This is a genomic window from Lachnospiraceae bacterium JLR.KK008 (genome assembly GCA_037015955.1).
Lineage (GTDB): Bacteria > Bacillota > Clostridia > Lachnospirales > Lachnospiraceae > VSOB01.
On sequence record CP143548.1, the window covers coordinates 50,892 to 64,035 of the forward strand.

The 13,144-nt window shown below is 48.3% G+C and carries 12 protein-coding genes; 11 read left to right on the plus strand and 1 reads right to left on the minus strand.

Annotated elements, in window-relative coordinates; all coding sequences use genetic code 11:
* Positions 1-89: 89 nt before the first annotated feature.
* The 9 genes from V1224_00285 to V1224_00325 all read left to right on the plus strand — a co-directional run bounded on the left by V1224_00285 (position 90) and on the right by V1224_00325 (position 7,933).
* Complete coding sequence (locus V1224_00285) at positions 90-1,205, plus strand: DUF3048 domain-containing protein (protein WWR15937.1); 1,116 nt, start codon at positions 90-92, stop codon at positions 1,203-1,205.
* 70 nt (positions 1,206-1,275) lie between these two features.
* Entirely contained in the window at positions 1,276-1,803 is a 528-nt protein-coding gene (locus V1224_00290; protein ID WWR15938.1) for a nucleoside recognition domain-containing protein, read from the plus strand.
* A gap of 152 nt (positions 1,804-1,955) precedes the next feature.
* Complete coding sequence (locus V1224_00295; protein ID WWR17391.1) at positions 1,956-3,140, plus strand: ABC transporter substrate-binding protein; 1,185 nt, start codon at positions 1,956-1,958, stop codon at positions 3,138-3,140.
* 129 nt (positions 3,141-3,269) lie between these two features.
* The gene (locus V1224_00300) at positions 3,270-4,163 is read left to right on the plus strand and encodes a branched-chain amino acid ABC transporter permease (GenBank protein ID WWR15939.1); all 894 of its coding nucleotides are present in this window, start codon (positions 3,270-3,272) and stop codon (positions 4,161-4,163) included.
* A 4-nt stretch (positions 4,164-4,167) separates the two neighbouring features.
* Complete coding sequence (locus V1224_00305) at positions 4,168-5,250, plus strand: branched-chain amino acid ABC transporter permease (GenBank protein WWR15940.1); 1,083 nt, start codon at positions 4,168-4,170, stop codon at positions 5,248-5,250.
* Between the two features lie 2 nt (positions 5,251-5,252).
* On the plus strand, positions 5,253-6,107 hold the full coding sequence (locus V1224_00310) for an ABC transporter ATP-binding protein (GenBank protein WWR15941.1): 855 nt from the start codon (positions 5,253-5,255) through the stop codon (positions 6,105-6,107).
* 4 nt (positions 6,108-6,111) lie between these two features.
* Complete coding sequence (locus V1224_00315; GenBank protein WWR17392.1) at positions 6,112-6,819, plus strand: ABC transporter ATP-binding protein; 708 nt, start codon at positions 6,112-6,114, stop codon at positions 6,817-6,819.
* 128 nt (positions 6,820-6,947) lie between these two features.
* On the plus strand, positions 6,948-7,403 hold the full coding sequence (locus V1224_00320; protein WWR15942.1) for a restriction endonuclease: 456 nt from the start codon (positions 6,948-6,950) through the stop codon (positions 7,401-7,403).
* Between the two features lie 89 nt (positions 7,404-7,492).
* Positions 7,493-7,933, plus strand: a complete 441-nt coding sequence (locus V1224_00325; GenBank protein ID WWR15943.1) for a MarR family transcriptional regulator — start codon at positions 7,493-7,495, stop codon at positions 7,931-7,933.
* 67 nt (positions 7,934-8,000) lie between these two features.
* Here the strand turns inward: V1224_00325 and V1224_00330 are convergent, their stop codons facing one another.
* Positions 8,001-9,812, minus strand: coding sequence for a DUF885 domain-containing protein (locus V1224_00330; protein ID WWR15944.1), 1,812 nt, complete (start codon positions 9,810-9,812; stop codon positions 8,001-8,003).
* A 122-nt stretch (positions 9,813-9,934) separates the two neighbouring features.
* On the opposite strand from V1224_00330, the gene V1224_00335 reads away from it, so the two are divergent.
* Both V1224_00335 and V1224_00340 read left to right on the plus strand, forming a co-directional pair.
* Complete coding sequence (locus tag V1224_00335) at positions 9,935-11,563, plus strand: response regulator (protein WWR15945.1); 1,629 nt, start codon at positions 9,935-9,937, stop codon at positions 11,561-11,563.
* Positions 11,560-13,014: a sensor histidine kinase gene (locus V1224_00340; protein ID WWR15946.1), complete on the plus strand. Its 1,455-nt coding sequence runs from the start codon at positions 11,560-11,562 to the stop codon at positions 13,012-13,014. The genes V1224_00335 and V1224_00340 overlap by 4 nt, the downstream gene beginning before the upstream one ends.
* Positions 13,015-13,144: the final 130 nt, after the last annotated feature.

Here is a 13,144-nt window from a genome sequence, read left to right on the forward strand (position 1 = left end):
GACTTCCCGTCATATTGTAGTATGATAGGAAAAGGAATTGAGGCACCTGAGTAAGTAACGAAACAAAATGAAAGGAATTTGGTGAACCAATGAAAAGAAAATCAGTTTTGCTTTTAACTTCCGTGATGCTGACAGCGATGGTTCTGAGCGGCTGCGGTAAGAAGGCAGAGGAAGAAAGCGCTTCTTTATTAGAAGATATTCCGGAGGAAACAATTGAGGCAGAAGTAGAAGAGTCGGAAGAAGAGACAGAGGCGGAAGAGACAGAAGAAGAGAATCATGACGGCATGTACCGCAGTGAGATTACCAATGAGTGGATCGACGAAAGTCTCAAAAACCAGAGACCGATTGCGGCGATGGTAGACAATGAAAAGACAGCATTACCGCATTATGGGCTGTCAGAGGCAGATGTTGTCTATGAGATCATGAACAGTACGAAAAATGACAGGATCACACGTCTGATGGCTATCGTGAAAGACTGGGGGAAGATCGAACAGCTCGGAAGTATCCGCAGCACCAGACCGACGAATATCCTGCTTGCAGCCGAGTGGAACGCAGTGCTCTGCCATGACGGCGGCCCGTTCTATATCGATCCGTATCTTGCAAACGATTATGCAGCGCATTTCAGCGGCGGATTTGATAGGGTAAACAACGGCAAGGCAAGAGAGTTCACAGAGTATATCTGTACAGGAAATCTGGATTCCAAGTTTGACGCTTCTCATTACTCCAAAGAGTATGACGAGTTCTATCCGGGTCCGCATTACCGGTTTTCTGATGAAGAACTGACACTGGAAGGCGAGGACGGCGTGATCGATGCGAAAGAGATCGTACTTCCGTTCAAACATAATCAGTCTACATTAAAATATAATGAAGAGACACAGACCTATGATTATTATGATTATGGAAACCTTCATAAAGATCCGGGCAACGGGGATGCAGTTCTTACCTTTAAAAATGTGCTGATCCAGAAATGTACATTCAAGCAGTATGACGAGAACGGTTATCTGATCTATAACTGTATCGATACGAATCAGGATGGCTATTATATTACAAACGGTAAGGCAATTCCGGTTACCTGGGGTAAGGTAAGCGATACGGAGCCGACCCGCTATTTTGATTCGGATGGAAACGAGATCGAGATCAATACCGGCAAGACTTATGTTACGCTCGTTCCGGATGATGGCTGGAGCAACCTTTCCATTAACTAAATATTGAATTGTATTCTGTTTCCGGGCATGGTCGCATATATATGGAATAAACGACTGCCCGGAAATTTTTATGCTTTCTGTACTGACAAATCTATCTAACATCATTATTCCACTCGTAATCTTCTATATTGTGGCAGAAGGACTCCTGATGAAAACAGATCTGTACGAAAATTTTATCAAGGGAGCCAGGGACGGTTTTCATGTTGTTATCCAGATCATGCCAACGCTGATCGGTCTGATGGTGGCGGTCGGCATTTTGCGGGCATCCGGTTTTCTGGAGTTTATCGGCAGGGCGCTCGGCGTACTGACAAAGCCGTTTGGGTTCCCGGCGGAACTTGTGCCGCTGACGATTATCAAAATGTTTTCCTCTTCTGCGGCGACGGGGCTTGTGCTTGATATTTTCAAGGAATATGGCACGGACTCTTACATCGGCCTGGTGACTTCCATCATGATGAGCTGTACGGAGACCGTATTTTATACGATGTCGGTTTATTTTATGGCAGCAAAAGTGACGAAGACAAGGTATACGCTGACGGGTGCTCTGCTCTCCACCTTCGCCGGCATCGTGGCCAGTATTGTTATCGCAGCGGGATTGTAGGAGCATGAGCACAGAGAGGGGGCGCGGGCCTACAGAAAAAAGAAAAACTGACAAAAAATCCTTGCGTATAGGAGGAGGTTGCGGTAAACTAGGAATGTCAGGCAAGAAAGACAAATGTCTTTGCTATACGGACAAACTGAGCAGGAGGATAGATTATGAAAAGAAAAGTAATATCACTGTTGTTACTCGCAGCCATGACAGCGACTATGCTGGCGGGATGCGGAAAGTCTTCCGAAGGAGGGGCTGCTGCGGATGCAGGTGGTGACTCGGCGGAAGTGATCAAGATCGGTGTGTTTGAACCGCTGACAGGGGAAAACGGCGGCGGCGGCTCTCAGGAAGTGGACGGCATCAAGTATGCGAATCAGGTATATCCGGAAGTGCTGGGAAAGAAAGTGGAGCTCGTTATTGTGGACAATAAGTCCGACAAGGGAGAGGCGACAACGGCGGCGACCCGTCTGGTAGAGCAGGAGGGCGTTGTAGCGGTACTTGGCTCTTATGGTTCCGGTGTTTCCATTGCCGCAGGAGACATTTTCAAAAATGCGGGAGTTCCGGCGATGGGCTGTTCCTGTACGAATCCGATGGTAACGGAAGGGAACGACTATTATTTCAGGACATGCTTCCTTGACCCGTTCCAGGGTACGGTTATGGCTAACTACTGCACGCAGCAGGGTTATACGAAAGCGGCGATCGTATATCAGAACGGCGACGATTATTCCACAGGTCTGGCTAACTTCTTTAAGGCGTCTTTTGAAAAGTCCGGCGGTACGATTGTCTCCGAAGGCGTCATCCAGACAAATGATTCCGATTACAACTCAATCCTGACAAATATCAAGGCATCGGACGCAGAAGTTATCTTTGCTCCTTCTTCGATTACGGTGGCCGGTGCATTCATCAAGCAGGCAAGAGCGCTCGGCATCGATGCTCTGATCTGTGCCGGGGATACATGGGAAAACGAAGCAATTATCGACGTGGCCGGTGAAGCGGCGGAAGGTGTTGTTCTCTCTACGTTCTATGATGAGAATGATGCAAGCGCTTCCGAGGAAGCGAAGAAATTCGTTCCGGGCTTTAAGGAATATCTGGGCGGAGACGCGATCATTCCTGCGGTATCGGCGCTCGGCTATGACGCTTACTGTGTAGTCATCGATGCGATCGAGCGCGCGGGTTCCACGGACGGCGAAGCGATCCGTCAGGCACTGGCAGATACGAGTGACTTCGTGGGTGTGACCGGAGCGATCACCTTTGACGAAAACGGCGACGCACAGAAGAATGTGGCGATTGTCAAGGTCGTAGAGGGCGGACAGTTTAAATATCTGGATACGGTAACAGTTACGGAATAGTGTGAAAGAAAGGCAGAGAAAGGTCTCGCGGGCTTTTCTCTGTCTGCATTTTTCGCGGGCGTCCGCCAAGTGTCTGTAAAGATACGGGTATTTGGCGGATGTCACGACAGGGATATGGAGGAAACTGGTATGAGTATGGACATTTTTTTGCAGCATCTGCTGAACGGGATCTCCGTCGGCAGTCTGTATGCACTGATTGCCATCGGCTATACTATGGTTTACGGAATTTTGCTTTTGATCAATTTTGCCCATGGAGATATATTCATGATGGCTTCTTATTTTATGATCTTTGCTGTGGTTGATTTTGGACTGCCGGTCTGGATTTCGCTGCCGCTGATCATTGCGCTGACGATCGCGCTTGGTATGTTGCTGGAAAAAAGCGCATATAAACCGCTTCGCACTGCGCCGCGGATGTCGATCATGATCTCAGCCATTGGTGCTTCTTATCTGTTGGAAAATCTGGCGACCTATCTGTTCACCGGTGTGCCGAAAGGGTATCCGGATATTCCCTGGCTGACAAAGGTTGTCAATGTCGGAAATATTTCGTTCCAGATTGTCACGGTTATCGCCCCGATTCTGATCGTACTCATTCTCGCAGGACTGATGATGCTTGTCAATCATACGAAGACAGGTATGGCGATGCGGGCTGTGTCCAAGGACTTTGAGACGGCCAGACTGATGGGCATTAAGATTGACCGGGTTATCGCCGTCACCTTTGCGGTCGGTTCCGGGCTGGCAGCAGTCGGTTCGGTACTCTGGGGAGCCAAATATTCTTCTGTCTATCCGCTGATGGGCGTCATGCCGGGCCTCAAATGCTTTGTGGCGGCCGTTTTTGGCGGTATCGGCAATATTCCCGGCGCGGTGCTGGGCGGCATCGTTCTCGGACTCGGAGAGACGCTGCTCGTGGCGTTCTTCCCCGGACTGACCGGATACCGGGATGCGTTTGCGTTTGTTGTGTTGATCATTATGCTCCTTGTACGGCCCAATGGTCTGCTGGGAGAGAAAGCGACGGATAAGGTGTGATAGTATGAATAAAAAGACAAAAAATATATGTACTGCCGCGCTCATTCTTGTTTTCCTTGTTCTGATCGCCCTGTTTGACAATGATGTGATCGGAAATGCGTATGTGAAACGAGTGCTGAATCTGGCGGCGATCTATGCGATCATCAGTGTATCGATGAATCTTGTAAATGGATTTACCGGACTCTTTTCTCTTGGCCAGGCCGGTTTTATGGCCATCGGCGCGTTCAGTGTAGCGATCTTTACGGTGCCGTCAGAATATATTGGCTCTATCTTTTACATTGAACCGATGGCTCCCGCGCTGGCAGCGGTCAGACTGCCTTTTGTCGCAGCGCTGTTATTGGGTGGCCTGGTGGCGGCCGCGCTGTCTCTGCTGATCGGCTATCCGGTCCTGCGGTTAAAGAGTGATTATCTGGCGATCGCCACGCTGGGATTTTCGGAGATCATCCGCATTGTGTTCACACAATTACAGACGATCACGAACGGTGCGCTCGGCATCAACCGTATCCCGGGTATCACGACGATGTGGGTTCCTTTTGGAACGGCAGCAGTCTGCATCGGTATAATGGTGCTGCTGATTCACTCGTCTTATGGAAGAGCATTCAAAGCGATCCGGGAGGACGACATTGCGGCGGAGGCTATGGGCATCAACCTGAGCTTTCATAAAAACCTGGCATTTGCTGTCAGCTCCTTTTTTACGGCGATTGGCGGCGGCCTCTATGCGGCGCTGCTCACTTCCGTAGATCCGAAACAGTTTTATTTCACAATGACTTATAATTTTCTGCTGATTATCGTACTGGGCGGCATGGGCAGCGTGACAGGGACGGTCATTGCCTCCTTCATCATTACGGGCGGCCTTGAATGGCTCCGCTTCTTCGACGAGCCGCTGAGTCTGTTCGGATATGAGATACCGATTTTCCGCTCCGGCCTGCGTATGGTTGTGTTTTCGATTTTGCTGATGCTCCTTGTGCTCTTCTACCGGAAGGGTCTTATGGGTCAGAAAGAATTTTCCTGGGATGGGATCTATCACTGGCTGACCGGATGGAAAGATAAGAGGAAGCGACTTTCTGAGAAGAAAGGAGGGGCCTGACAATGGAAAAACGGGTGTTATCTGTAAGCGATGTGACAATGCAGTTCGGTGGCGTGGTGGCTGTCAATAATCTCTCGCTCCATGTCAATGAGGGAGAGATCGTGGCGCTCATCGGACCGAACGGCGCCGGCAAGACGACAGCCTTTAACGTAATTACTGGCGTGTATGCGCCGAGCAACGGACAGGTAAAATTTAATGATGATATAATTTCTTCGAATTTCCCTCGCGGGCAGATGAAAAAGAAGTATCTGGGGGAACCGGAGACGGCAGATAAGTACTCGGTCGTGAAGTCGATGATGCCGGACCGGATTACAAGGCTGGGTGTTGCCAGAACATTTCAGAACATTCGCCTGTTTAAAAATCTCACTGTGTTTGACAATGTTCTGATTGCGAAACATATGCGCTCGAAAGCGAATTTCCTGTCAGCAACGTTTCGTCTGAACTATAAAGAAGAGCAAAAGAACAGAGAAGAGACAATGGAGATGCTGGAAATACTCGGACTTGCCGATGTCAAAGACGAGATCGCCAGTTCGCTTCCATATGGAAAGCAGAGACATCTGGAAATCGCCCGTGCGCTGGCCACGAAACCGCAGCTGCTTTTGCTGGATGAACCGGCGGCCGGCATGAATCCACAGGAGACAGATGAACTGACGGCTTTTATCCGCAAAATCAAAGATGATTTCCATCTGACAGTCTTTATGATTGAGCATCATATGGATCTCGTAATGGAGATTTCCGACCGTATTTATGTGCTGGATTTCGGGAAAATGATTGCCGAGGGCTCGCCGGAAATGATACAGAACGATCAGCGGGTTATCGATGCTTATTTGGGGGTGCAGAAAGATGACGAATCATGAAAATATTTTGGAAATCTCTAATCTGTCTGTCGCCTATGGTGGCATTCAGGCAGTCAAGGATATTAGTTTTGCCGTGCCAAAAGGCAAGATTATCACACTGATTGGCGCCAACGGCGCGGGAAAGAGTTCCACACTGCGCGCGATCGTCGGTCTGGAAAAGCCTGCGCAGGGCAGTATACGATTCCAGGGTGAGGAGCTGTCCGGTCTGTCTACGGATGCGATCGTAGAAAAGGGGATCACGCTTGTACCTGAGGGACGACGAGTGTTTCCCAATCTGACCGTGCAGGAGAATCTGAAGATCGGGGCCTATATGAGAAAGGACGATCTGACGGCGGATATAGACTGGGTTTGCCAACTGTTTCCTCGTCTGAAAGAGCGTTCCTGGCAGAAGGCGGGGACGTTATCGGGTGGTGAACAGCAGATGCTGGCGATCGGCCGGGCGCTGATGAGCAAGCCGTCAGTCATTATGATGGACGAACCGTCTCTGGGCCTGGCACCGATCATTGTCCAGGGTGTGTTCGATATTATCAGTGAAATTAACAAACAGGGGGTGACGATCCTCCTCGTTGAGCAGAACGCCAATATGGCACTGAAGGCGGCGGATCTTGCCTATGTGATGGAGACGGGTACGATTACGATGGAAGGCAGCGGCGCGGAGCTGCTTGAAAATGATCAGATCAAAGCGGCATATCTGGGCAAAAAGAAAAATTAAATTAAGAATTGATAAAAGGTTTCTGCGCTGGTCAAATTATAAAGTATAAAAGTGCGGAAATGTCAGCGCTTGAATTTAACAAGAAATTTAATTGAGAATTAATATTTATACTAAGGGGATAACATATCTTGAGTATCATAAAAGCGTGCATTGCAGCCCTGATCATTTTTCTCATAGCATTTTGTCTGTTCCGCTATCTGGCAGCTTTAAAGAGAAACAGACTACTTCCGATGGACGACATGGAGGGCCGGGATTTTGAATTTTATTGCGCCAGACTGCTGCGGGCAAACGGTTTTCTGGAAGTGGAGGTGACAAAGGGCAGCGGTGACTATGGGATCGACATCCTCGCGGAGAAAGACGGCGTGACCTATGCGATCCAGTGTAAGCGATATACGGCTCCGGTCGGGGTGAAAGCCGTACAGGAGGCTTATGCGGGCAGAGACTTTTATGACAGGATGGTGGGCGCGGTATTGACAAACCAATATTTTACAGCCTCTGCGGTGGAAGCGGCGCAAAAACTGAAAATTCTTCTCTGGGACAGAGGGTATCTGGAGGAAATGATGGAGGAAGAAGAGGCGATGTAAGAGACGGAATTCGCAAGAGTCTGTTTGCGCTGCCGGAAAAACTGTGATATACTTTGAATATCAAAGTATAGAGAGGGTACGGGCAGCAAGTGGATATTAACACAGCTTTGAATGAAGTGTTTGTCAAAGTTTTTAAGAATATAATGGCGCTGGAAGAACAGGCGATCCGTTCGGAAGCATATCAAAATGCCACGGCAAACGATATGCATGTGATGGAAGCGATCGGCAATGGGAAGCCGAAGAATATGACTTCCGTAGCCCGTTCGCTTTCGGTTACGACCGGCACATTGACGATCTCTGTCAACAGTCTTGTGAAAAAGGGCTTCGTGGAGAGAGTGCGGAGCGAGGAAGACAGGCGGGTAGTGCTGATCTCCCTGACAGAGAAAGGCAAGGCGCTTTACAGGAGGCATCAGAAGTTTCATGAAGAGCTGGTAGAGCGAATTGTCAACCGCCTGAATGATCAGGAAAAAGTATTATTGGAAAAAGTATTGTCGAATTTAAATCTTTATTTTAAAGAAATACAAAAATAGCACGGAGCTGCCTGTGAGATGGCAGATTCGTGCTATTTTTAATGCACAAAGGCGCACAAGTTTTAATTTAGGAGGCTGCCCTTTCTATCTGCTGTTCCAGAATGCGGAAAGGACAGGGGCCCGTTTCGAGTATCAGTTGATGAAAGCGTAAGTCGCTGTAGTCATCCTGCCAAAGTGTCTGTGCCTGCTCTTTTAACAGGCGAAATTCAAGATAACCGACATAATATTTCGGATAATTAACAGGTTCTTCCACGATTGCTTCATAAATCTCTTCTGTGACGTCCGGGTCGGTAATACCAAACCCGGCGAGGCAGGCGCGCACCTGCTGTAAGTCGGCGCCGTCATAGTGAACGGCGATGTCAAGCAGTGTGTACAGGCAGAGCTGGATACTGCGGTTGAGACGCAGCAGCTCCGTATATTGCAGTACTTCATCGGAAGCGCCGTTTTCTTTCAAAAGTTCCCTCGCGTAATCATAGGAAAGCATTTCCACATAGAGTGCCCAACCTTCCGAATAGCTGCCATAGTGAAAGAGACTCCTCGCAGGATCACAGCCGTCTTTTTGCTGGCAGAGCTGATGATAGACAGTCTGATAGAGATGGCCGGGATAGCCTTCGTGGGCGAGGGTGGTATATAGTTCCAGCCCGGAGGGATTGTCTTTTTGATTGATATATATGGAATTTTCGCTGATGTCGTCGATGGGCGGCGTCAGATAAAATGCCGGACTGCAATAGTCCTGCAGGTTTTCATCCACCTGTTTTACCGTATAAGAAGGCAGTACATCCGTCTCGGGGAAGGAGGGGAAAGCAGACTGCATCCGTTCCTGCAGGTCTGCGAGATACGCTTCCGGATCTGCAGAAGGAAAAAATTCTTCCCGGGAAAGAGATAAAATTCCCGGCGACTGGCTGATGATCCGGGATAATTGCTGCGAATCCTCCTGCAGCCGCGCAGTGAGCATCTTTTTGACTTCGTCCAAAGAGCGGTCGCAGCCGGTCGTCTGCCGGAATAGCAGAGTATAGTATGCCCGGCCATCCGGCAGATGGGATAGTCCCTGCTCAGGGACGCCTGTGCCTTTGAGCAGAAGCAGTTCATCTCCGAGCGCTTCATAGGCCGGCATAACGGCATCGATCAACAATGTTTTATTGCGCTCGCGGTAAGAGGAGGCTTCTGCTTCCGTGAGCAGGTTTTGCTCCATGAGCGTCTGTAGCCGCCGGTCAAACGTCGTGACCATAAAATGAGTGCCGTTTCGCAGCTTTTCCTGTTCCATGATCTGATAACATTGATCGATTACTTTGTCAGCGCAGACATCGGACATAAAAAGGCCCATTTGTGATTTTTCTTTTTCGTAGTCTGCAATGCTGTCAAAATAATCGGGAATTAATGACAGTAGTGTCAGATAGTTTTCCACGTCCTGTCTGGAACGGAATGTATATTCAGCGAGAAGGATTGGCAGATTCGATTGCAGGCCGGAGGAAGGTGAGAGCGGTTCTTCATAGTAAAAGTAATCTGCGGCGTGCTGGCGGAGTGTGAGCCACTCCTTCAGCAGAGTATATAAAAGCCGGTCTTCCTTACTGATAAAAATGGGCGGAATCCGTTCCAGCTCCTGTAATATCTCTGTGATCTGTTCTTTCGAGTCTGCATAGGCGGCCCGGGAATACAGAGGCAGTACAGCGGTCTGATCAGAAATGCCGTATTTCTGTGGCTCGGCGAGTATGTAATGCATACTTAAAGTGTCCGCGGACATCTCCTCCGTGAAGAGCTGCGTCAGCAGTTTATGAAACCGCCGGGCGGGAGAGAGCAGATACAGAAAAGAGGCGAGGACAACCAGTATAACGAGAAAAACGATAACCGTTTTTCGGCGGAATTTGGATACATATTTCATGGGATACCTTCCAGTACCTTCTTATGACGATTAATTATATGTATGAGAATCGGGTTACGGATAGAATTTGTCTTTTCGATGTAGTAAAATGAGAAAGTAGCAGATCAATGCGGGAGGCGTTTATGTTAAAAGTATTTTTAGTGGAAGATGAGTTTGTCGTGCGTGAAGGGATTAAGAATAATGTGGACTGGACTGCGCACGGCTATGAGTTTTGCGGAGAGGCGAGCGACGGCGAACTGGCTTTTCCGATGATACAAAAATGCAGGCCTGACATTGTGATCACAGATATTAGAATGCCCTTTATGGATGGTCTTACGTTGAGTAAACTGATCAAGAAAGAGCTGCCGTGGACGGAGATCATCATTCTCACGGGATACGAAGAATTTGAATATGCCAAAGAAGGGATTAAAATCGGGGTAGCCCGGTATCTTTCCAAACCGATCAGCGGTGCTGAACTGATACGGGAAATGGATGCGCTTGCGGTTAAAATAGAAGAAAAGCAAAAGGAACGCAGTATTCACGAAAAATATGTGCAGGAGATGGAGGAAAACTTCCGCACCGAGAGAAAGACACTTTTTCAATCTCTTGTGACCGGGGATAAATCAGCGGCAGAGCTGCTGGAGATGGCGGATAAGCTGGGAACTGACCTCTCGGCGCTCTGGTATAATATCGTTCTCATTAAAGTACAGTCCAGAGAGCATGGATACAATGAATACTCCAACAGCCTGGTAGAGATTGAGCAGGCAATGAAAAGTCTTGACAATGAAGAACATCTGCTGATCTTTGACAGAAATCTGGAGGGAAATGCGCTTCTCTTTAAGGCAGATTCCCGGGAAGAGCTCTTGGAGTTTCAGGAGCATTATCTACATAAAATAAAACAGATACTGGCCCGGTATAAAGGAGTCCGCTATTTTGGCGGCATTGGGGCGCCCGTTGACAGACTGCGGGAGCTGCCCGTTTCTTTCGAGAAGGCAAGCCATGCGTTCGCGCACCGTTATCTGGTCAGTGACAGTCTCATATTGAGCAGCGCCGGTGGCAGCCAGGTCGCTTATCGGGAGAAGGAAGCATTTAACATGAGTACTGTCGATCTCAAGCAGCTTGACAGAGGCAAGATCAGGGAATTTCTCAAGCTCGGGGAAAAGGAGGAGACTATCTATTTTATTGAAGAATTTTTCAACGATCTGGGCGCCAATGCCATGAGATCGACGATGTTCCGGCAGTATATTACAATGGATGCCTACTTCTGCGTCTGCGAATTTCTGGAAGAGCTGCAGATCGAGCGCAAGAGCATAGAACCGCCGGACGCTGTCGCGGGCGTTTTGCAGGACCGGGAAAGCGCGATGCAGTATATTGTCAAGATTATGAAAAAAGCGCTGGAACTGCGGGAAAGTACGGCAAGTGGACATAACAGAGATATTGTAGGGGAAGTGATCGATTACATTGAGAAACATTATGCGGACGAAGAGCTGTCGCTGAACCAGCTGTCTTCGCATGTAAATTTTTCTCCCAATTATCTGAGCATGATCTTCAGTCAGCAGACAGGTAAGCCGTTTATCAAATACCTGACTGACTTTCGCATGAGTAAGGCAAAAGAGCTGCTCCGCTGCACCGGAAAGAGAAGCAGCGAGATCAGCGTGGAAGTCGGATACCGGGATTCACATTATTTCTCTTATCTGTTTAAGAAAACGCAGGGCATGACACCGACGCAGTATCGGGGCAGGAACAATTCCGAGGGAGGAGCCGGGGCATGAGAGAGCGGATGAAGCGGCTGTATGACGATTCCACACTTGCCACCAAGATCAGATATTCTTATCTGATGCTGCTGGTTCCGATTGTGCTGTTTCTGATCTTCTGTTTTTATAATCTGTGGTCGAGCAACCGCAAATATGAAGATATGATCAACTCCACGGTAATGGCCAGCGAGTTCAGCCAGGAGTTTAAGAAGGATTTTGATTATGAAGCCTATCTGCTGATTGTGGAAAATAAGTCGATAGCGGAATCTAAACTGGGGGATATGCTGAGCGAGGCGAGACGAGTAGTGACAGGACTGGAAGAACTGACGGATCCCAGAGAAAAAAATGCGCGCCTGAACAGTATGAAAAAATACCTGGAAAATCTCGAGACATACGTTGACCGCATTGAACAGAATCTGCTGGAAGGGAACCGTTACGAAGATAATATCGAGATCTGGGAAAATGACATTCAGATTGTGACAACGCTCATGCAGGAGACGATCTCGCAATATATTTATTATGAAGTCCGGGGAATCCAGGAATCGCGGATCGAATATCAGAATTTTTTTATGGATATGATCCGTTCTTCAGTCATTGCCTTTACCGGGATCGCGCTTTTGCTCCTCTTCCTCTCTTACAGCATACCGCTCAGCATCACGAGGCCGATCAAGGAGATCGGCAGGGTGACGGATCAGGTGGCGAAAGGAGACCTCACGGTCCGCTCGAATGTCAAAAACGGTGCCGAAGTGAGCCGATTGAGTGATTCCCTCAATGCGATGATTGATAAGATCAATGAATTGTTGGAACAGGTGAAGGAAGAACAGATCAGACTGCGGAAAGCAGAGTTTGAGAGGTTACAGTCTCAGATCAACCCGCACTTTCTGTATAATACGCTCGATGCGATCATCTGGCTGGCGGAGGCGGGAGAACAGAAAAAAGTTGTGAGCATGGTGGGAAGCCTCTCGGAATTCTTCCGTACCTCATTGAACCGTGGCAAGGACATCATATCTATCCGTGAAGAGCTGCAGCATGTGAGGAGCTACCTGGAGATCCAGCAGATGCGCTATCAGGATATTCTGCGCTATGAGATCAATGTCCCCCGGGAGCTGGAAAAATACCTGATCCCCAAAATCACGATCCAGCCTCTTGTGGAAAATGCGCTGTACCACGGAATCAAAAATAAGCGGGGAACCGGAATGATCACCGTGAGCGGCAGAAAAGAAAACGATTATTTTCTCATTCAGATCGGGGATAACGGTATCGGTATCGACGAGATGAGGCTGGAACAGGTGAGAGAGGGCATTAAAAATAAGGTATTGACGGGAAAAGACATGTATGGACTGTATAATGTGCACGAGAGAATTCGTCTGAATTTCGGAGAAAAATACGGGATCTCGATCGAGAGTGTCTATGGGGAGAGCACGATTGTGAATATTTGCCTGCCTTATATGGAAGTGGAAAATCAGTGAACATAAAAAAACAAACTTTTATCATAAAAATTTGAACTTTTCCCTGCTCACAATAAAAAAATGAACTTTTACAAGAACGATGTGAATGGATTTTCAGAGAAAACAACGATAAGATGAAAACATCAAAAGA

Excerpts from the sequence above, each read along its gene's own strand:
- V1224_00330 (WWR15944.1), bottom strand. The coding sequence starts at position 9,812 with ATGAAATATGTATCCAAATTCCGCCGAAAAACGGTTATCGTTTTTCTC.
- V1224_00285 (WWR15937.1), top strand. The coding sequence starts at position 90 with ATGAAAAGAAAATCAGTTTTGCTTTTAACTTCCGTGATGCTGACAGCG.
- V1224_00340 (WWR15946.1), top strand. The coding sequence starts at position 11,560 with ATGAGAGAGCGGATGAAGCGGCTGTATGACGATTCCACACTTGCCACC.
- V1224_00310 (WWR15941.1), top strand. The coding sequence starts at position 5,253 with ATGGAAAAACGGGTGTTATCTGTAAGCGATGTGACAATGCAGTTCGGT.
- V1224_00335 (WWR15945.1), top strand. The coding sequence starts at position 9,935 with ATGTTAAAAGTATTTTTAGTGGAAGATGAGTTTGTCGTGCGTGAAGGG.
- V1224_00300 (WWR15939.1), top strand. The coding sequence starts at position 3,270 with ATGAGTATGGACATTTTTTTGCAGCATCTGCTGAACGGGATCTCCGTC.
- V1224_00290 (WWR15938.1), top strand. The coding sequence starts at position 1,276 with ATGCTTTCTGTACTGACAAATCTATCTAACATCATTATTCCACTCGTA.
- V1224_00305 (WWR15940.1), top strand. The coding sequence starts at position 4,168 with ATGAATAAAAAGACAAAAAATATATGTACTGCCGCGCTCATTCTTGTT.